At 39.0% G+C, this 20,361-nt stretch carries 15 protein-coding genes and 1 CRISPR repeat array; of the genes, 9 read left to right on the plus strand and 6 right to left on the minus strand.

Annotation, left to right across the window (positions count from 1 at the left end):
• Positions 1 to 28: 28 nt before the first annotated feature.
• The 3 genes from MM214_RS16220 to tsaD form a co-directional block, all read right to left on the minus strand.
• Positions 29 to 535: an HNH endonuclease gene (locus tag MM214_RS16220; RefSeq protein WP_241297026.1), complete on the minus strand. Its 507-nt coding sequence runs from the start codon at positions 533 to 535 to the stop codon at positions 29 to 31.
• Between the two features lie 53 nt (positions 536 to 588).
• Entirely contained in the window at positions 589 to 1,053 is a 465-nt protein-coding gene (gene smpB / locus MM214_RS16225) for an SsrA-binding protein (protein WP_241297028.1), read from the minus strand.
• Positions 1,054 to 1,141: 88 nt separating this feature from the next.
• Complete coding sequence (gene tsaD, locus MM214_RS16230; protein ID WP_241297030.1) at positions 1,142 to 2,149, minus strand: tRNA (adenosine(37)-N6)-threonylcarbamoyltransferase complex transferase subunit TsaD; 1,008 nt, start codon at positions 2,147 to 2,149, stop codon at positions 1,142 to 1,144.
• A gap of 92 nt (positions 2,150 to 2,241) precedes the next feature.
• Here tsaD and MM214_RS16235 point away from each other — a divergent pair, with 92 nt between their 5' ends.
• The 4 genes from MM214_RS16235 to MM214_RS16250 all read left to right on the plus strand — a co-directional run bounded on the left by MM214_RS16235 (position 2,242) and on the right by MM214_RS16250 (position 9,910).
• Positions 2,242 to 6,750, plus strand: a complete 4,509-nt coding sequence (locus tag MM214_RS16235; protein ID WP_241297032.1) for a translocation/assembly module TamB domain-containing protein — start codon at positions 2,242 to 2,244, stop codon at positions 6,748 to 6,750.
• Between the two features lie 71 nt (positions 6,751 to 6,821).
• The gene (locus MM214_RS16240; RefSeq protein WP_241297034.1) at positions 6,822 to 8,123 is read left to right on the plus strand and encodes a cryptochrome/photolyase family protein; all 1,302 of its coding nucleotides are present in this window, start codon (positions 6,822 to 6,824) and stop codon (positions 8,121 to 8,123) included.
• A complete protein-coding gene (locus tag MM214_RS16245) occupies positions 8,120 to 9,073 on the plus strand; it encodes a Smr/MutS family protein (protein ID WP_241297036.1) in 954 nt (317 codons plus the stop codon). Before MM214_RS16240 ends, MM214_RS16245 begins: the two co-directional genes overlap by 4 nt.
• A 3-nt stretch (positions 9,074 to 9,076) precedes the next feature.
• Positions 9,077 to 9,910 (plus strand): hypothetical protein, encoded by an 834-nt coding sequence (locus tag MM214_RS16250; protein ID WP_241297038.1) that lies wholly within the window; start codon positions 9,077 to 9,079, stop codon positions 9,908 to 9,910.
• Between the two features lie 355 nt (positions 9,911 to 10,265).
• Here the strand turns inward: MM214_RS16250 and MM214_RS16255 are convergent, their stop codons facing one another.
• Positions 10,266 to 11,144 (minus strand): carboxypeptidase-like regulatory domain-containing protein, encoded by an 879-nt coding sequence (locus tag MM214_RS16255; RefSeq protein ID WP_241297040.1) that lies wholly within the window; start codon positions 11,142 to 11,144, stop codon positions 10,266 to 10,268.
• A 213-nt stretch (positions 11,145 to 11,357) separates the two neighbouring features.
• Here MM214_RS16255 and MM214_RS19105 point away from each other — a divergent pair, with 213 nt between their 5' ends.
• The gene (locus MM214_RS19105) at positions 11,358 to 11,918 is read left to right on the plus strand and encodes a T9SS type A sorting domain-containing protein (RefSeq protein ID WP_241297042.1); all 561 of its coding nucleotides are present in this window, start codon (positions 11,358 to 11,360) and stop codon (positions 11,916 to 11,918) included.
• Between the two features lie 258 nt (positions 11,919 to 12,176).
• On the opposite strand, the gene MM214_RS16265 is transcribed toward MM214_RS19105, so the two are convergent.
• The gene (locus tag MM214_RS16265) at positions 12,177 to 13,322 is read right to left on the minus strand and encodes a cystathionine gamma-synthase (protein WP_241297044.1); all 1,146 of its coding nucleotides are present in this window, start codon (positions 13,320 to 13,322) and stop codon (positions 12,177 to 12,179) included.
• A gap of 101 nt (positions 13,323 to 13,423) precedes the next feature.
• Here MM214_RS16265 and MM214_RS16270 point away from each other — a divergent pair, with 101 nt between their 5' ends.
• The 4 genes from MM214_RS16270 to MM214_RS16285 all read left to right on the plus strand — a co-directional run bounded on the left by MM214_RS16270 (position 13,424) and on the right by MM214_RS16285 (position 17,221).
• On the plus strand, positions 13,424 to 14,128 hold the full coding sequence (locus MM214_RS16270) for a TVP38/TMEM64 family protein (protein WP_241297046.1): 705 nt from the start codon (positions 13,424 to 13,426) through the stop codon (positions 14,126 to 14,128).
• A 232-nt stretch (positions 14,129 to 14,360) separates the two neighbouring features.
• A complete protein-coding gene (locus tag MM214_RS16275) occupies positions 14,361 to 15,308 on the plus strand; it encodes a CobW family GTP-binding protein (RefSeq protein WP_241297049.1) in 948 nt (315 codons plus the stop codon).
• Positions 15,309 to 15,314: 6 nt separating this feature from the next.
• Positions 15,315 to 16,121 carry a DUF5694 domain-containing protein gene (locus tag MM214_RS16280; protein ID WP_241297051.1) on the plus strand — a complete coding sequence of 269 codons (807 nt, stop codon included), beginning with the start codon at positions 15,315 to 15,317 and terminating at the stop codon, positions 16,119 to 16,121.
• A 296-nt stretch (positions 16,122 to 16,417) separates the two neighbouring features.
• On the plus strand, positions 16,418 to 17,221 hold the full coding sequence (locus MM214_RS16285; RefSeq protein WP_241297054.1) for a DUF3667 domain-containing protein: 804 nt from the start codon (positions 16,418 to 16,420) through the stop codon (positions 17,219 to 17,221).
• 479 nt (positions 17,222 to 17,700) lie between these two features.
• Positions 17,701 to 19,500: a CRISPR direct-repeat array (repeat unit 37 nt; unit sequence GTCTTAATCCTTGTTTTAGTGGATGTGGTGCTCTGAC).
• A 266-nt stretch (positions 19,501 to 19,766) separates the two neighbouring features.
• Here the strand turns inward: MM214_RS16285 and MM214_RS16290 are convergent.
• Positions 19,767 to 20,351, minus strand: coding sequence for a hypothetical protein (locus tag MM214_RS16290; protein WP_241297057.1), 585 nt, complete (start codon positions 20,349 to 20,351; stop codon positions 19,767 to 19,769).
• Positions 20,352 to 20,361 lie beyond the last annotated feature (10 nt).

The raw sequence follows: 20,361 nt of genomic DNA on the forward strand, positions 1-20,361 counted from the left end.
CACTTGGGGACAATAACCATTCCAAATGTCAATATGCTCGTACACTTAGGAATGGCAACCATTCTTCTGCTTGTCGCTCAGCATACTCGGCTAGAAAAAATGCCAGGCTTGGTTTGAATGGTTTTGATTGAAGAATAAGGCCAGATTGTTCGGGTGTCTTATCGCCTTTGAGGACATTGCATCTGTTGCAGGCAGTAGTGAGGTTGGTCCAGTTTGTCTTACCACCTTTGGACCGAGGGATTACATGATCTATAGTAAGATTCTTCTTTGAGCCGCAGTATTGACAAGTCCCTTTATCTCGGCGAAATAGGTTGTTTCGATTCAGTAATACACCTCTGAAAGGAATATTTTTATACTCATTCAACCTTAAGACCGCTGGGTAAGAAAAGACCTCATTCACTGTTCTCACTTCTAGCCCTTCATAATGTGACAGGCAAGTAGCCTTTTCCAAAAAAATCAATACAAAGGCCTTTTGAACTGTAATCACAGCAATGGGTGAATGATCCATGTTCAATACTAAAACTCGTTTTTCCATAATCGTTCATCTGAACATCTATGGCCAAAAAACAAGTTGTGTAAGCAATATGTTTAATAGGCCATTCTACTCAATTCCTTTTTAAGGTCTTTTTCTTTGATATCATTCCTTTTGTCATGTAATTTTTTACCTCTACCAAGTGCAATTTCCATTTTGGCTAGTCCTTTATCATTGACAAAAATTCTGACTGGAATGATAGAAAGTCCCTTTTCAGAAAATTTAGTTTCTAATTTATCAAGTTCTTTTTTGTTAAGCAATAATTTTCGCTCTCGAACTGCATCATGGTTGTAGCTAGCCGCCATAGAGTATGGAGCAATATGCATCTGCTTGATATACAATTCCCCACTTCTAAAAAAGCAATACGCTTCAGTCAAAGAGACCTTACTCTCACGAATAGATTTGATCTCCGTACCTTTCAAAACAATCCCAGCCACAAACTTCTCTATAAACTCAAATTCATAGCTCGCCTTTTTATTTTTTATATTGATGATTTTCTCAAATCTCGATTTCTTATTCATACTATTCTTTATATTACAAAGCTTAAGCTTTCCTCTAAAATATTGAACTTACTGTTTCGATTCGTACTGATTAATTCACTACCACACTTCACCCAATCTTCATTCTGGCTTCTGGGCTAATATCTAAACCTACAAACTCTCCTTTGGCGAACTTGTAATGTGCTGCCATGGCTATCATAGCGGCATTATCTGTACAATATTCAAATTTTGGTATGTATACATTCCAATGAAGCTTTTTGGCCAAAAGTTCCAATTCACTACGCAAGCCAGAATTAGCTGATACTCCTCCAGCTATGGCAATTTCCTTGATTCCGTGGGTTTTGGATGCTTTTTTAAGCTTTTGCATCAGTGTTTGGATCAAGGTATGTTGTACTGAAGCACAGATATCATCAATGTGCTTGGATATAAAATCAGCATCATGCTTCAAGTTGTCTCTTAGAAAGTATAATATGGCTGTTTTGATTCCACTAAATGAAAATGTCAAACCTGGCATGTCCGAAATGGGAAACTGATATGCCTTTGGATTCCCTTGTTTTGCATGCTTATCAATCAAGGGACCACCCGGATACGGAAGGCCAAGAAGCTTAGCCGTTTTATCAAAAGCTTCTCCTACTGCATCATCCATAGTCTCACCAATCACTTCCATATCGAGGTGACTTTTCACCAAAACCAATTGCGTATGTCCTCCGCTTACAGTCAGACAGATAAATGGGAATTTTGGCTTTGGATCATCAATAAAATGTGCCAAAATATGAGCCTCCATATGATTCACTGCAATCAAAGGAATATCCAATGAAAAGGCAAAAGCTTTGGCAAAAGACACACCTACCATCAATGAACCCATCAAACCAGGTCCCAAGGTCACAGCTACGGCAGACAGTTGATCCTTGGGAATACCAGAAGATTCGATTGCTTCATGAATTACAGGAATCAAGTGCTGCTGATGTGCCCTAGAAGCTAATTCTGGTACTACTCCGCCATATTTTTCATGAACCGATTGCGTGGCGACAATATTATTAAGTATTTTGCCATTTGATATGATAGCTGCTGAAGTTTCATCGCAGGATGATTCGATAGCAAGAATATTTACATTCATTTTGTTATACTCCTTTGGAAAAGAAGTCGAAAGTTACGGAAATTTTACTGAAAGCCTTAAAACTGCTCTTCAGGTTCACTCTTTTCCTTATATTGAGCATTGTACTGATCGCAGCTGCACTTCAAATTCCAGCTATCCAAACCAAGGCCACAAGCTACCTGACTGATTTTATCACTAAAAACACAGGCTTTGCTACCTCTATCTCTCGTGTGAATATCAGGTGGTGGGATGCTATTAGCCTAGACGATGTTTTGGTATATGACCACAAAGATAGCTTGATGGTCAATCTCAAAGAGGTCTATATTGACTTTTCGGTCAAGGGGCTTCTAGATCGAGACAATCCTAGTTTGGATCAAATCAAACTGATCAATGGAAATGTAAGACTCCTTTCTCACATAGAAGGGGAAGGAATGAATATCTCTGTATTTTTTGACAGGATCAATAGCCTCATACCTAGGTCAGATAAACCATCTTCTCAGCCAAAATTCAGCATAGGAAATATATTTCTTGAAGAAACTTCATTGGATATCATCAACTATGTCGGTATACCTGTCACTTCTGGTTTTGATTATAACAAACTAAGGTTTAGAGACCTACTCGCAGATGCTGATGAATTCTTCTCCTATGCCGGTGAGATAGGTTTCAAAACAAAATTCCTCAGAGGTATAGAAGTGACTTCAGGAATTGTGATACAGCAGTTACAAACCAACTTCACATTTGCTCCTACATTTATGGAGTTTGATGAATTGTACCTCAGGTCTAATGATACTCAAATCAAAAATTATCTGAAATTTTCTTACGAGTCTATAGCCGCATTGTCAAATTTCAACCATGAAGTGGAAATTCTAGCAAGTCTCGATGAATCTACTTTAGACTTTCAAGACTTACGCTACTTTTCTGATCAAATCCCTGGTTTTGAAGATAAAATCACCTTGAGTGGAGATATCTTTGGAACTGTTGATAAATTGAACTCGAATCAGTTGCTTATAAGATTTGGACAGCGGTCAGCACTTTTTGGTAAGTTCAAAATCTCTGGGTTGCCATACGTTGATGAAACATTCTTTGAAATGTCTCTCCTCAATTCAGTCTTGAACAGCAACGATTTATCTCCTTATATCAGTAAGGAAGCACAACGTGAAATCAACAAGTTCAGGGACATCAGGTTTGACACTGACTTTTCTGGATTTCTGACTAACTTCACTGCCAATGGTAACTTCCGAACAGGAATAGGTCAAATGATCGGAAGAGTAAACTACAAAAAAACCAACAATCAAAATAGCTATAATGGTCGCGTTGAACTGCGCGATTTGGATTTGGGTATTTTACTTGAAGACAAAGAGAATTTTCAAAAAGTCTCACTCACAGGACAAATTCGGGGCACTGGTCTTACCTTAGAAACAGCACTCGTCCAAGTAGATGCAAATATCAGAAAGCTGGGCATCAACCAGTACAACTATACGAACATCACCAGCAACGCAACTTTCGGTAAAGACTTGTTCAGTGGTAAACTCAAAGTAAATGATCCAAACCTCAAAGCAGCATTTGATGGTGTCTTGGATCTCAGAGATGGGAAAGACTCTGTGAGGCTAAATGCTTCCATAGATTCAGCATATCTTCAAGATTTGAAAATTTTGGATAGGGACCTTTTCGTCAGTGGCAAAGTAGATATCGACACCAAAGGCATATCACTAGATAATATAGAAGGAATTGCAAGGTTTAGCGAGATAGGTCTGAGTTATGAAGGAAGAAATCTATCCATAGACAACTTTTTCTTTCAATCTCTTTTTACTGATGACTCTAGGCTTATTTCACTCAATTCAGACTTACTTGTCGCAGGAATTTCAGGGAATTTTGAAGTACAAAGGCTGATCAATGATGTAACCCTGCTCAGCAAACAATATTTGGCTATTCTGACCAACTCTCCAGTACCACAGTCAAAGCAAAAGGCTGAAGGTTTTGATCCTTACAATATTGACATCAATCTCAATTTTATAGATTTCAATCCGATACTAAATATCATAGAGCCAAAAGCGACGATTTCAAAAAACACACTTGTCGAAGGAGCATTTTATCAGACACCCGATAATACAATCTTCAATTTCTTTTCTAGTATCGACTCCATATATTACAATGGAAGCTTCCTATTCGATACTAATATTGATTTCAACACTTCAAAACTATCCAATGCTGAAGATGTATTAGCCTCTTTTTATATATTTTCTAAAGAACAAGTCTTACGTAACGGATTATTGTTCAACAATTTAGTACTAGAAGCTATTTGGGATCAAAACAGCATAGATTTCACTTACAAGCAGGACCAATTTAGTAATGATAGCTACATAAATCTCAACAGTGAGATTCGGCTATACCCTGACCATACCTCTATCATCATGGATCCTTCTGAACTTAAGGTCCTCGACAAAATATGGCGTTTTGCACCAGACAACCAAATATACGTAGCTAATAAGGAGGTATTGTTTGAGGGCATCAAGCTGATCAATGACAACCAATATTTAGCCGTAAATGGAAACATTTCACCTGACCCTGAGCAAATCCTTAGTCTTGAAATCAATGAGCTCAACCTTGATTTTTTCAATACGCTCAGCTTAAAATCTTATGAAGGACGTGCCAATGGAATATTTGCAATAAGTAACCTATACCAAGAGCCAGAGATCAACGGAAACTTAGACATTGAAGATCTTTATATAAACAACTTCCTGATTGGAGACATTGAAGCTGCTACTTATCTAGCCGACAATAGGATAAATTTAGAGCTCACCAACACGCGAGAAGGAAAGAAAGTAATTGCGGTCAATGGCTACTTGAGTGGTGAAAGTGATGAAATTAGCCTAAAAGCGAGACTCCGTGAAGCCAATATCTCTATCATGGAGCCATTCCTTGATGAATACATCTCCCAAATGGGGGGCATGGTCAATGGTGATCTAGACATCAGTGGCACGATATCTACCCCTCTAGTCACAGGAACCGGAAATGTCAACGGAGGTTCACTCAAAATCAACTATCTCAACACTTTTTATACCTTGGATGGAAATTTACTTTTTGGTGCCAACGATATTTCATTCAGAGAAATCACCCTCAAAGATGTAAATGGTAATTTATCGAGAATGAGAGGTGGTATCACGCATGATGGATTCAGAGACTTTTTGCTAGACATAACAGCAAATATGGATAATTTCCAAGTATTGAATACTAGTTCAAGAGACAATGATCTCTTCTATGGTACTGCATATGCCTCTGGTAGATTGGATATCTTTGGAGCAGCAAATAATCTAGATATCAATGCCAAAGCTACCTCTCAAGCAAATACGAGAATATTCATTCCTATGGGCTCTTCAAATGTACAGGCACAGGAAGATTTTATAAGGATCATCAACATCAGAGATACTACTCAGTTAATTGACTTTCAAGAATCTGTAGAAAAACTTACGATCAATAATGTCCGAATGAACTTTGACCTGGATGTAACGCCAGACGCTTATGTGGAAATTCAAATTGATCCGAGAACTGGAGAAAATATCCAAGGAAGAGGTAGAGGTGTACTTTCCCTAAATATCGACACTCAAGGAAACTTCTCCATGTCTGGAAATTATGAAATCACAGAAGCCAAATACAATTTTTCACTTTACAACATCATCAGAAGAGAATTCAACGTCCAGCCTGGAGGGAGAATAACGTGGTTTGGCGACCCATATGAAGGAATCATGGATCTCAGAGCCACTTACCAAGAATCCGTTTCACTACAGAACCTCCAAACTGGGACCACGCAAGGCAGTGAGCTAGAAGATCCTCAAATGCGAAGAAGGTGGCCATTGAAAGTTATCATGGACTTGAAAGGAAATATTTTGAGTCCTCAAATCGATTTTGACTTTGACTTTTCTGAGTATCCTGAAGGTAATATTCAAACCTACATTTCAGCATTCAGAAATAGAATCGCAAATGATGAGCAGGAAAAAAACAGGCAAGTATTCTCTGTAATCATGATGCGCTCCTTCTCTCCAGAGGGCCAGTTTAGTGGTGTCAGCAATATAGCAAGCTCCAACCTCAGCCAGTTGCTTTCTTCACAATTGAACAGCTTCATCTCTCAAGTGGATTCAAATCTCGAAGTAGATATAGACCTAGCAAGCCTCGACCAGAGTGCGCTGGAGACCTTTCAGCTGCGTGTGGCTTATACATTTCTGGATGGAAGGCTTCGGGTATCTAGAGATGGAGGATTTACAGACCTACAAGGTAACGCAGATATCAATAGTATCGCTGGTGACTGGCAGGCAGAGTACCTGATCACACAAGATGGAAGGTACAGGTTGAGGATTTATAATAGAAACAATTTCAACACCTTCACCTCCCTATCTCTTTCCAGAAATGTGGCCACCTATGGCATCTCAGTATCCCAAAATCTCGCCTTCAACACTTTCAAAGAGCTGATAGATAGGATCACCAAAAGAAATCGAGAAAAACTCCGAATCAATGATACTGATGATTTCTTGAGGTATCAATTTGAAAATCAAGAAAATTGGAAACAAATACCATTGGATAATTATCCTCAAAGAGAGCCCTCAATCGAGGGTATCATTGCTCCTTGACATACTTTGTAGATATAAAATTCAAACAATTGGTTAAGCTCAAAGATTAGGTTGTAAGAATAGATAAAACTATGGAGAAAATAAACATATTTTGGTTTCGAAGAGATCTCAGGCTGGAAGATAATACTGGCCTTTTTTATGGATTTGAACAGGATGAACCCCTACTTCCACTATTTATTTTTGACAAAAATATTTTGGACGATCTGGAAGATAAAAATGACGCCAGAGTGACCTTCATCCATGATCAAATAGAATCCATATCCAAAGCTCTCGAAGCCTATGGAAGTAGTCTTTTGGTCAAGTATGGAGACCCAATAGAGATTTATAGAGAACTCCTAGAGAAGTACGATATCCAACAGGTCTATACCAATAGAGACTATGAACCCTATGCCATCAGCCGAGACAAAAAAATAAAAGCATTGCTCAAAGAAAAGGGAGCTCAATTCTTAGACTTCAAAGATCAGGTGATATTCGAAAAAAGCGAAATCGTCAATGGCAGTGGGGAGTTTTATAAAGTTTTCACTCCATACAGCAAAGTATGGCTAGAGAAATTCAAGAAGCTAAATATTGAGCCTTTGAAATTGGACAAAAGGAAAAAGGGATTTTTGCAAACCAAACCCTTTTCTATTCCAACCTTGGCATCTATGGGTTTCTCAAAATCAAACATAGAAATTCCTCCGCTTGAAATCAATAAGCCACTGATTAAAAAATACGATCAAACCAGAAACTTCCCCGCAATAAATGGCACTAGCAGACTTGGAATTCATCTGAGATTCGGAACCATCAGCGTCAGAAGCCTTGCACTGGAGGCGGCACAACTCAATGAAACTTACCTGAATGAATTGATCTGGCGTGAGTTTTACATGATGATTCTCTTTCACAACCCTGAAGTGGTAGATAAGGCCTTCAAATCCCAGTATGATGCCATCCCATGGCAAAATGATGAAGAAAACTTCAAAAAATGGTGTGAAGGCAAAACTGGCTATCCAATAGTCGATGCTGGTATGCGAGAACTCAATACCACTGGCTACATGCACAATAGGGTCAGGATGATCGTCGCAAGCTTCCTTACCAAGCACCTTTTGATCGATTGGAGATGGGGAGAGGCATATTTTGCTAAGAAGTTATTGGATTTTGAACTATCTTCGAATAATGGAGGCTGGCAGTGGGCAGCTGGTACTGGCACAGATGCTCAACCATACTTCAGGGTATTCAATCCTGAATCACAGACAGAGAAGTTTGATAAAGAACTGAAATACATCAAAAAATGGGTGCCAGAATATGGTAAATCGACCTATTCAAAACCTATTGTAGAACATAAATTTGCTCGACAAAGGGCAATAGACACATACAAAACAGCATTGAATTCATGAATATCGGAGACCGGGTAAGGCTACTTCATGCCAATGAAGAAGGAGTAATCACAAGAATATCTAGTGGTGGCAGAATAGAAATTGAAATTGAAGATGGGTTCAAGATCCCAGCCATGAAAAATGAAGTGGTGGTGATCTCTTCGGCAGAGAGGCAGTATTTCGGCGATGGCATCAAAGAGGAAGTTGTCAAAAACCCACAAAACATCACCCCCCAAAGCGCACAGGAAGCTGGGATATTTTTGGCCTACCTCCCGATCAATGATAAAGTATTGAGCGTTTACTTGGTCAATCAAAGTCAAAGAAACTACATCAGTATCATCTCTGAAGTGTACGGCGACAACAGCCAAACACTACTTGCAGGTGAAATTGCAGCAAAATCAAATAAAAAAATCAGTGAGAAGACCATAGCGACCTTTGAGGAATGGCCTACTTTAAGTTGTCAGTTTATACCAATACATCAGAAAATTGAGAGAACAGAACCTAGCTTCGAGCGAAAAGTAAAATTCAAAGCAAGCTCCTTTTTCAAAAGCAAGTCCAAAATCCCTCAACTGGATAAGAACGGCTATCTCTTCAAACTCACAGACAATACCAAAGAAATAGACATCAAGCAACTCAATGAGTCGCTGGCTCCAAGCCCCAAGCCAAAAGCCCCTATAGATATGCCAAAACCTGCCTCAAGCATTGACTTGCATATCGAAAAACTCACCAAAGACTACCCATTCATGAGCAATAGCGAGATGCTACAACTCCAAATGGAGACCTTTGAAAAGAACCTCAACTATGCCATAGCACATGGGATGGATCATATTACGTTCATTCACGGAATTGGTAATGGGGTTTTGAGAAAGGAAATTCACAAATACTTGAGTCAATTGAAAAATATTAAGTACTTTCAGGATGAGCAAAAAAGTCCATTTGGCTATGGCGCTACCCTCGTCAAAATCTCCTAAATCATGAGTGAAAAGCTTTCTCCTCTATTTCTGTTGTTTCAAGCTCAGTTTGAAGAAGCACATAAGCATTTTCTTTCGTTAGGAAAAGAATACAAAGCTAAAAAAGCTATTGAGCTGGAACAAAAACTGATTTTCTTGGATATTTTCACAGACCTTATAGGCAAGATTCAATTTCAAAATCCAGCACTCAAATTTGAACTTTTCGGCCCCTTGAATCAGATGTTCAAAGGTGTAAAAAAAACCAAGCACCTAAAATTTATCCAAGAGCAACTTGCTAAAATCAGTCAAGAGCAAGACTTAACCTTTGGAAGCTACGAAAAACACATCTTAGAAGAAAAGAAATCTCACTACAACAAAGCGTATGATCTTATTGTAGGGACCAGTTTGGGTACATGGGAAAATTATTATGCTGAAGTAAAAAAGATTAGCAAAAGTATCAAACCCCTTGCGCTCAACACAGCTACCACTCAGATGATCAATGAGGAACTGGATTTTCTTGCCTTGGATCACCGTCGTAAGCTAGATTCCAAAGCCATGAAAGACATCTATGAAGGCATAAGGGTAGTAATCGCTGTGGAAAACATACGGATCAAATCAGGGTTCAATCCTGTCTTTGTCAAAGAAGTACATGTCAAAATGGCTCAAATACAACAAGATCTGCTAGCTTGGTATCAAAACCACCTGATACTACAGCATTTGGTATATTATTTTGGAGACAAGGAAGAAATATCCAAGAAGTACCAAGATCTCCTCAGTTTGCTAAAGGCTAGGAAGAAAAAACTAACTCAAACCGTAGAAAAGCAATGCGAATTTCTTTTCGATAAGATTTTGGATTGAGTTTTATATATTAACCTGAGTTCGATTGTTATCACAAAGTCAAAATCAATCCCGATAGCTATCGGGAGATCCAGTTACAAGGCAAGTTTTTGAGCTAAGCCCTTCAAGGGTTTAGAACCCTTGAAGGGCTGGCTATTTTCATTATGGATGTTTTTATTGACTGAGCCGACTATTCAGTTTTAAAAGACAACCTACTTCACTTTTTCAATCCGCAATGTCCCAATATTACTTCATAAAAAATTCGCACCTTCTTTTCGCAGTTCTCACCATTTAAAACCGTTCCTACCTGCCTGTCAGGTTGACAAAGGGAGAATAGTAGAACTTAGGTTATTAGGTTTATGCTAGCTGCGATACTTCAATAAACCTCCGCTAGCAATAAAATACTCGGCGACCCTTGCACCTTTTTCCACTCTCCTAGGCTACTATCTCTTGTATACATCTTTCCAAAAGGGTACTTTACTGGCATGGTCAATATACCTTGATCGCTGGCATTTTGATAGCCTACGAATTCTAAGGATAACCAAACCTTTCCTTCAAGCTGCAAGTCAGCTGCATCCAGAGCAACCTCTACCTCTCCTATTACCCTATCTTCGATATCAAATAGCTTTTCAAAAACCTTTCTATCTGGAAAGCCTGATGATTGGTCGTTGGCAACATAAATATTCAGCCTGAACTTTAGGTCTGCAATCTGGTTGGTTGAAAGTACAAACCTTAAAATCTTTGGCTTGATCCGCCTTTTTTTCGTATCGATTTCAATGGCTATTTCCCTTCCCAAATTTTCTGAAATCCGAGATTTGGAAGGGTTGAAGGCATAAGCAAAAACTGAACGCTGACTCAAGCTCCCAAAGTTTCTCTCCCCCTTCATGGCTTTGGTGGTCACAGTAAACTCACTCATTTCTACAGCATGTTGCTCAAGAAGTATTACAAATGGTGCTGTATCTTCAGCTGACAGTTTTTCTACAGGGATCAGTTCATCCGCATAGCCCATGCGGGAAACTCGAATAGTATCATTGCTTGAAAGCTGATCAAGTCTTAGAGAAAAGTAACCAAGAGAATCAGAAACTGTACCGGTAAACTTACTTTTGACACCAACATTCGCATAAGCAACAGGCATCTCTGTATGTCTATCTAAAATCACTCCAGAGGCATAGCGACCCTGCGCAAGACTGGGTAAATCCATAAAAAGTATAAAAATCAAAACCAGTAATATCGGAATGTAGAATTTTTGATTCATAGAATTTTCTATTTTTCCAAAAAGATAAGCCAAAATTGACCAAAACTAGATTTTGTTAATAAGAATTAACTAACTGCTGCTACAAAAAGGCTCAATTATAATGAGTGTCAGTCGGTATTGAAGAAATAAGGAGCCAATGCCAATCTTAATCCTGCAAGTAGTTCAGTTTCCGGATCAGCTACCCTTACTTTTAGTATCACTTCAGACTGTGGAGTGGCGACAGTTGATAAGGATATTTGGGTAGGGATGGCATTCTTCCCATCAATAAATGGCCCATACGAGATGCAAATCAATACGGTTGAGAATTTTTATGCTGCCATACCAAATTATCCATTTGATTTATATTTTAATTGGCAAGTTTATCCTTCAGGAAATGAATGGCTTTATGGTCAAGGAGAACAGGGGATTACCTTGTCTTTCAGTAGTGGTGGGGTTTATTCTGTCAGTGTTGATCTGGTAAATCCATGTGGCGCAAGGGGGGCGGAAATGCCGGTATGGGTTTATAATCCATGGGATATGTTTATGGTTTATCCTAACCCTACTACTGACTTTGTATCCATCACCAAAAAAAGTAACCCAATCAAGAGTACATTTGAAACTAGTTCAGATCAATTTGAAGTAAGCCTATTTGACCAAAGAGGTCAGGAAATCATCAATAGAGACAAAGCTGATATCGAGACCACCTTAGACTTGAGCAAACTCAAAAAAGGGCTTTACTATATCCATATCTACTACAAGGAAGCAGTGATCCGAAAGCAGATTAAGGTGGAGTAAAGAAATTAAGAGACTCAGTATTAGGCTAAGCCTCCTTTTTTCTTAGTTGGGGCGTGCTGAAAAACGCGAACTGGAGGATGAATTCTTAAATTTTTAATGAATTCCAAATTTAATAAGTATTGTCTTTTTAAACAGCTTCAAGCTTATTCAATGATCCAGCTTGATTTGCGTACTCCTTAAAATTTTAAGGCTCGTCATACAGGCATACCATCCCTGCCTGTCAACTTGCCCATAGCCGTCAATAGAATAGCTCTGTATCTAAATCTTATTCAAAGCATTTCTCAAGTCTTCCTTCAAGTCGTCGGCATCTTCTATACCCACGCTCAGCCTGATCAAGGAATCTACAAGTCCTACTTTTTCTCTTTCTTCCTTAGGGATACTCGCATGGGTCATGGAAGCTGGGTGTCCACTAAGAGACTCCACACCCCCAAGAGATTCTGCCAATGCAAATAGCTTCAAGTTCTCCAATACCTTGATAGCATCTTTCATGTCATTCCCCTTCAAGGTGAAGGAAATCATGCCTCCAAAATCCCTCATTTGAGACTTTGCGATCTCGTGGTTTGGGTGATCTTCAAATCCAGGCCAATATACTTTCTCTACCTTAGGGTGATTTTTCAAAAAGGCCGCAATGGTTTTCCCATTTTGACAATGCCGTTCCATGCGGATGTGCAGGGTCTTGATGCCTCTCAATACGAGGAAGCAATCTTGCGGTCCCGGGGTAGCCCCACAAGCATTTTGAATAAAAGCCAATTGCTCAGCTAACTGATCATCATTGACAATGATCGCCCCCATTACTACATCTGAATGTCCACCAAGATACTTGGTCACAGAGTGCATCACGATATCAGCACCCATATCCAGTGGATTCTGAAGAAATGGCGTAGCAAAGGTATTGTCCACTGCAAACATCACCTTATGCTTCTTGGCCACAGCTCCTATACCAGCTATATCAATAATGTTCATCATCGGATTGGTAGGTGTTTCCGCCCAGATCAATCGTGTACGTTCATTGATGTAAGTTTCGATAGTCGCAGGATCATCCATAGACACAAAGTGAAACTTGATCCCATACCTTTCAAATACTTTGGTGAAAATCCTGTAAGACCCTCCATACAGGTCATTGGTACTGATCACTTCATCTCCCGGTTGAAGCAATTTGATAATCGCATCTATCGCCCCTAGTCCGGAAGAAAAACACAATCCATGCTTTCCATTTTCCAAGGCCGCTAAGTTTTGCTGCAAAGCTGTTCTGGTAGGATTATGTGTTCTGGAATATTCAAATCCCTGATGATCACCTGGGGACTTCTGCACATAAGTAGATGTCTGGAATATAGGAGTCATAATGGCTCCTGTAGAAGGATCCGGTGCTACACCGGCATGTATTGCTTTAGTTCCAAATTTCATGGTAATGTTTTTTGCAATGATGGATTCCAAATCAATTGAAATACATGAAAACCCATCATTGATAAATTAAAATTCCTTTCTTTTGTAAGAATTCGTCAAAGATGAAAAAAAAGGAAGGCATTTTCAAGAGATTAAAAAGGATCGGAGAGAAAAATCCAAGGATGGTGATTGCCATTGCATGGGTTAGCATCATTCCGGCACTTTCTAGCTTACTCTTGATTCCACTGGTTTTGAGCAAGGCCAATGAATTGGATTTTTCACCTCAACTCCATTTGATTCAGACATTCCTGTATGTTGTCATTGGGATGATTACAATGGGCTTGGCATTGATCCCGACGACACTATTCGCTATACTTTCTGGTTTTTTATTGGGATGGGGAGTTTTTCCTGCCCTTATTGTGAGCTATGCACTAGCTAGTCTTATAGGCTATGGATGTGGTAAAAGCCTCAGTCAAGATAACCTAGACGTACTTTTGAGTCAGTACCCGAAAGCTTCTACGCTGCTCAAAGACAAATCAGACAATATGGGAGAATTGATATTTTTTGTCAGAATCAGCCCAGTGATTCCATTTGCCCTATCTAATCTGCTATTTGCGATGCTACGCACTGGGTGGAAAAAGCTCATCATATGGGGCACACTCGGTATGCTACCAAGAACATCGCTGGCTTTTTTCTCTGGCACCATTGCATTCGACTTGTACAGTGCCATTCATGAAGAAGGCACCAATGGGAAGGTCTGGATATTTATAGGTCTTTTGCTTCTCAGCATATGGGGAATTTGGAGATTTTTCACAAAAGAACAATGAAGTAATTACATCAAGAAAATGTTTTGAAGAAATCTGGAGTAGAAGAAAGGCCGATAATGAGATTAATCATTTTTAAACTAAATGAAGTAAATCAGTCAAGTAAAAAATTACCTCTGACCCAATTCCCATTAATATCTAAATCTTTACATTTTCATATTAGATTACCGACACCTTTGCAGATATACCTTTAGAATTGTTATTTTGCAATAATGTTGCATAAAAAACAAAAATCATGGTATCTCAAAAAATAAGCGTTCACATACTAACAGGTTTTTTGGGCTCTGGCAAGACCACTCTATTGAATCAACTATTGACTTTCCATCAAGGGAAGATCAACTATGTCATAGAGAATGAGTTCGGAAGTACCTCTATAGATAGCGATTTGGTCAAGAAAAATTACAACCAACTTTTCGAACTCAACAATGGATGCATATGCTGCTCCTTGGATCAGGAATTGATTGAAGTTTTGGAGCAGCTGATCCTTATGGAGAATCTTCCTGATCAACTATTCATCGAAGCCTCTGGCGTAGCTGATGCTGGAATGATAGCAGCCATATTCAAAAGAGAAGGTGTGATGCAGTACTTTGATTTGAAAGCTGTGATTGCAATGGTAGATGCAGAAAGTTTTGAAGATCGACTCCTAGAAATACCTGAGATTTCGAGGCAATTGGTCGCAGCAGACCACATCTTGATCAATAAGATCGACCAAGTTAAACCAGCATATGGAGCCGATTTAAAAATCCAAGTATCACAGATCAATCCTTTTGCCAATATTTATCTTTGTGAATTCGGATATATTGATTACCAGGTATTTGAAAAAAAAGAAAAGATCAGTAGGTTTACTAGCCTATCTTCAAATAAGGACATTACATCGCTTGGACATGGAATGAAAAGCATAGCAGTATCTGTACCTGAACCTTTTGATAAGGAAAAATTCTATGCAGCCCTTTCTGTCACCATGTTTTTGCATTACCATCAAATCTACAGAATCAAAGGATTCGTCAAGTTTGAGGACTCAGATGAGCCCGTCTTAATCCAATCTACAGGAAACAAACTTACCTTTTCTAAACTTAACTTCAGTATAACTGAATCCCCGAACCTTGTGCTTGTATTTATAGGCAAAAATATCGAGCGACATAGCTTAGAGAAAATCCTTAACAGAACGCTGCTAATAGCATAACATCTCATGAAAAAAAATATCACCCTTCTCATTTTACTTGTGGTATATACCGCAACATTTGCTCAGCAAAATCCTGAAAGAAAAGTGAAAATAGCACTCCTAGGAAGCCTACACTTCACACCCTCTACTCAGGACATGTATAGTAATGATGCCATGGAACTCAGCAGCGAAAAGCTCCAAGAGATCGATGAGGTAGTCGATAAACTAGTAGCATTCAATCCAGACCAAATCTGTATCGAAGTAGAAGTAAAAAACCAAGAAAAAACTAATCTGCAATACCAACAGTACCTGAAAGGTGATTATGAATTAGAGCTCAATGAAATAGATTTGCTAGGATTTCAAGCTGCCAAAAAGCTGTCTTTAGAAAACCTGACCTGTGTCAATTACAAAGGTGAGTTCAACACCGATCCTGTATTCGAAGCTGCCAAAAAATATGGACAAACTCACATACTCGAGGAATTAAACACCTTTGCTACAGCATTCATAGAAGAAATGAACGAAAGTGAACGTACCTCTACTCTCAAAGATCACCTGATATATATCAACAAAGACGAAGCTCTCCATAAAAACTTGGCTATCTACACTAAGTACAATGCACAGGTAGGTCAAGGCGAATCCTATGAAGGTGCAGATTTGAACACTTCTTGGTACAAAACTAACCTTAGGATTTATAGCAATATCTTAAGAAACATCAAGCCTTCCGATCAATCAATCTTAGTTATCTATGGGCAAGGACACGTAGCATTGCTCAAACATTTTTTCAGTTCTCATCCTGATTTTGAAATCGTTGATATTGATGAGGTGCTGAAGTAGGTTGTTTATTTTGGATAAAAGGACCATGAGATGGGGATTAAAGTACAAAGTGTGGAGAGTGTTTAGAGAAAGGGGTGAAGGGTAAATAAGGATTGATGTACACTAGAGCGATATATCGTTGATATATGCCTTCGGCGGTATAGTATGGATCGAATTTGAGAAGAAAAATGTTTTTATTTTATTTCATGAAATTCATTTTTGCTGAAATTAGCAATTAACTTTTTACAATCAATAAAATGGCTTTAATTAAATATCCAATTTATATTTGACCCCAGCACTTGATCTTTTAGAAAAATATGGTAACCGAAGAAATCTGTTCAAATTGTCAATCCTCATTTACTGGAAATTTTTGTGGGAATTGTGGTCAAAAGCGATATCAAAGAATCAGCAAAACTTATATCTGGGAAGAAGTTCAAGACACAGTCCTTCATACCAATAGAGGTTTTTTGTTTTCATGTTTAGAGATTTTGAAAAATCCAGGTCGTACAGCTAGGGAATTCTTAGAAGGAAAACGCATCAAGCATTATAGACCTCTCGTTCTCACATTTGTGCTAAGTGGTATTTCAGCTTTTTTTTCATTTCGAGTCCTTGGGTTAGCGGAATTGATGAGCAATTATTATGCTGATACTCCAAATTTGAACTCGAAGTTTATGAATGATTATCTATCATTCTTTTCAAGTTACAATTCTATCATCATGTTGCTTTTATTGCCTGTAATTGCATTTTTCACAAAACTAGGTTTGAGAAAATGGGGTCAAAATTACTATGAACACATCATCATGAATGCTTATATATTGTCATTCTACACACTCATCAGTATATTGATCTTTTATCCACTTATGTACTTTTTGCAGTCAGATGAATCTCTTATCATAAACATCAGCATGTTTCAGTTATATACTTCCCCACTTATTTTGATATGGTTTTACAAGGGATTTTATCCAAATAAGACATGGAAGAGTATTCTTTGGAAAGTAATTTTACTCCTCTTGCTTTTTCTTATAGGATTTATTGGGATTATCATATTAGGAATCCTAGTAGGTGTGTTGCTATCAATGCTGTATGGAGATGAAATGATCAAATATTTTCAACCAGGGTGATATCAATCTCCTCCCCTCTCCCCCTCGATTTGTGTCCTCCCAAACAGAAACTACCACTCTCCTCGGTTTGTGTCCTTACAAAATGAATCTGGTACTATAACAACCTTTGAGGTCTTTTTTTGACCTCGAAGGTTTTATCTCAGCCCCTGTTTTAGCAAAAGCAAATCGGGATGGTACGTAGTTTTTTTCATCTGTTTGTCGTAAACAGGCTCGCCCTGCAACCTGGCCCAATGCTAAAAATATTCACTGAATATTTTCTTAACGCATCGTCCTCCCTCGGTTTGTGTCCCCACAAACCGATTGTCTTACTCTAACAACCTTTGAGGTCTTTTTTTGACCTCGAAGGTTTTATCTCAAACCCTATTTTAGCGAAGGCGAATCGGGATGGTACGTAGTTTTTTTCATCTGTTTGTCGTAAACAGGCTTACCCTGCATCCTGGCCCAATGCTAAAAATATTCACTGAATATTTTCTTAACGCATCGTCCTCCTTGTTTTAGTGGATGTGGTGCTCTGACGGAGTTCTTATTTCTCTTTTTCGTAGCCTCAATTCAGAATCTTCTCCCGAAGCTTCTTCCTTTCGGTTCCCTCCTTGCCAGTCGGTCATCCTTGTTTTAGTGGATGTGGTGCTCTGACACAGGGTAAGTTACCCTAAAGTGGAGATTGTAGAGTCTTAATCCTTGTTTTAGTGGATGTGGTGCTCTGACAGTCAAAAAAGAATGTGAAAAATTGGCTGTTAAATGGTCTTAATCCTTGTTTTAGTGGATGTGGTGCTCTGACTAGTAATAATAGAGTTAGCTACGAAGACCCGCAGTTGTCTTAATCCTTGTTTTAGCGGATGTGGTGCTCTGACTCATCGGAGTTCCACCGATGAATCTGATTAAGGAAGGTCTTAATCCTTGTTTTAGTGGATGTGGTGCTCTGACAACTCATTAAGTCTATCAATAAGTACCACGATCTCGGTCTTAATCCTTGTTTTAGTGGATGTGGTGCTCTGACTCTCGTAAAAACAGGGTTTAATTTCTAATACAGAAGTCTTAATCCTTGTTTTAGTGGATGTGGTGCTCTGACGGAGTTCTTATTTCTCTTTTTCGTAGCCTCAATTCAGAATCTTCTCCCGAAGCTTCTTCCTTTCGGTTCCCTCCTTGCCAGTCGGTCATCCTTGTTTTAGTGGATGTGGTGCTCTGACACAGGGTAAGTTACCCTAAAGTGGAGATTGTAGAGTCTTAATCCTTGTTTTAGTGGATGTGGTGCTCTGACAGTCAAAAAAGAATGTGAAAAATTGGCTGTTAAATGGTCTTAATCCTTGTTTTAGTGGATGTGGTGCTCTGACTAGTAATAATAGAGTTAGCTACGAAGACCCGCAGTTGTCTTAATCCTTGTTTTAGCGGATGTGGTGCTCTGACTCATCGGAGTTCCACCGATGAATCTGATTAAGGAAGGTCTTAATCCTTGTTTTAGTGGATGTGGTGCTCTGACGAGTATGGAAGCAGACATTTCAGAAATACTTCTTTTGGTCTTAATCCTTGTTTTAGTGGATGTGGTGCTCTGACCCAGTTCTTCTTAGGTTGTCCGCCTAAGGAGCTTATGTCTTAATCCTTGTTTTAGTGGATGTGGTGCTCTGACAAGTATAAATCAGAAGCTACTGGTATATTAAAAATAGGTCTTAATCCTTGTTTTAGTGGATGTGGTGCTCTGACACGCTATCAATGATATTTATTAGATTGCATTATCAGTGTCTTAATCCTTGTTTTAGTGGATGTGGTGCTCTGACTATTTGTTATCGGATTATTAGTGCCGTCTGTTATAGTCTTAATCCTTGTTTTAGTGGATGTGGTGCTCTGACGATTACCATATAATTACAACCGAGCTTCCATTAGATGTCTTAATCCTTGTTTTAGTGGATGTGGTGCTCTGACAGCTAGAAAAACTATGAAAACATACGCAGAAGCTAAGTCTTAATCCTTGTTTTAGTGGATGTGGTGCTCTGACACTAACTTTGAGATCACAAAGTGTTAGCTACAATGGTCTTAATCCTTGTTTTAGTGGATGTGGTGCTCTGACAGGTAAAAGTGAGAACCGATACATTTATCCTCATCACAGTCTTAATCCTTGTTTTAGTGGATGTGGTGCTCTGACTGAACATATTCTTTGGTCTGAACTACCACCAAGTGTCTTAATCCTTGTTTTAGTGGATGTGGTGCTCTGACAAAGCCTAGTTTCGCTCACAATAAACAAAGTTTTGTCTTAATCCTTGTTTTAGTGGATGTGGTGCTCTGACAGCTAACTCCAGTTTTGACTGAATTTCAATATGTTACAAATTAAAATCGTGACAAAAATTTTTAGTTTTACGAAAATAAAACGCATAAGTGCCTGTCTTTTTCCAAATCTACACCTTTTTTTAGGTTTTACAAATACCCGAATCATGCCTTTTATCCCGCACCGACATAAAAAAACTCCCAAAGGAAATGAATCCCCGGGAGTACCCAAGCGCTACATGCAGCTTCATGCTGCCTACCCACAAATATTCATTCAAATTGCTACTTTTCATACCACACTTATATGCTTAAACATCAAGTCACCTTTCAGCCTTACTCCCAAACCCGCCTCAAATCCTGCTCGATAATACTTCATAGCTCGCTCCACATACCCCTCTCCCGTGACCGCCAAATCCTTCTGCAACAACAACTCCCGCTCCTTCGCCTTCAATGACTTGTACTTCGTCTCCAGCTCTCGGTATATTCCAGGAATAGTCTCCCTCAAACGCTCCTCCAGCACTGCCTCCAACTCAGAAAGCTGATAACTTACTTTTGCAAGTTCCTTATCATATGCCTCCCGGAAATCCGCTGCTATCAACTCCAACTGGAGGTCCATCCTCGAAAAATCCTTGAACTCATACCCGTCTTCCTTACCCATACGCTCATAATCCCTGCTCTTCAACTCCTCCAAGATAGTTAGCGTTTCCTCCCTGCTTCTCCTTGGCTCGGGCGCTGCCTCCTCTATGAAAAGAGCTCTATCAATTACGGGAGCTTCCACGACTGCCGGCTGTTCATGCACTGTGGCCACTGCCGGTCTTTTTCCGAATAATCTGCTGAAAATTGTCATAACCTTATATTTGTTTAAATTGAACATTACAAACTTA

Source organism: Belliella kenyensis (assembly GCF_022549675.1).
GTDB classification, from domain to species: domain Bacteria; phylum Bacteroidota; class Bacteroidia; order Cytophagales; family Cyclobacteriaceae; genus Belliella; species Belliella kenyensis.

Bases quoted from the DNA above. Each gene is read 5' to 3' on its own strand.
- MM214_RS16220 (WP_241297026.1), bottom strand. From the start codon at position 535: ATGGAAAAACGAGTTTTAGTATTGAACATGGATCATTCACCCATTGCT.
- smpB (WP_241297028.1), bottom strand. From the start codon at position 1,053: ATGAATAAGAAATCGAGATTTGAGAAAATCATCAATATAAAAAATAAA.
- tsaD (WP_241297030.1), bottom strand. From the start codon at position 2,149: ATGAATGTAAATATTCTTGCTATCGAATCATCCTGCGATGAAACTTCA.
- MM214_RS16240 (WP_241297034.1), top strand. From the start codon at position 6,822: ATGGAGAAAATAAACATATTTTGGTTTCGAAGAGATCTCAGGCTGGAA.
- MM214_RS16245 (WP_241297036.1), top strand. From the start codon at position 8,120: ATGAATATCGGAGACCGGGTAAGGCTACTTCATGCCAATGAAGAAGGA.
- MM214_RS16250 (WP_241297038.1), top strand. From the start codon at position 9,077: ATGAGTGAAAAGCTTTCTCCTCTATTTCTGTTGTTTCAAGCTCAGTTT.
- MM214_RS16255 (WP_241297040.1), bottom strand. From the start codon at position 11,144: ATGAATCAAAAATTCTACATTCCGATATTACTGGTTTTGATTTTTATA.
- MM214_RS16265 (WP_241297044.1), bottom strand. From the start codon at position 13,322: ATGAAATTTGGAACTAAAGCAATACATGCCGGTGTAGCACCGGATCCT.
- MM214_RS16270 (WP_241297046.1), top strand. From the start codon at position 13,424: ATGAAAAAAAAGGAAGGCATTTTCAAGAGATTAAAAAGGATCGGAGAG.
- MM214_RS16275 (WP_241297049.1), top strand. From the start codon at position 14,361: ATGGTATCTCAAAAAATAAGCGTTCACATACTAACAGGTTTTTTGGGC.
- MM214_RS16280 (WP_241297051.1), top strand. From the start codon at position 15,315: ATGAAAAAAAATATCACCCTTCTCATTTTACTTGTGGTATATACCGCA.
- MM214_RS16285 (WP_241297054.1), top strand. From the start codon at position 16,418: ATGGTAACCGAAGAAATCTGTTCAAATTGTCAATCCTCATTTACTGGA.
- MM214_RS16290 (WP_241297057.1), bottom strand. From the start codon at position 20,351: ATGTTCAATTTAAACAAATATAAGGTTATGACAATTTTCAGCAGATTA.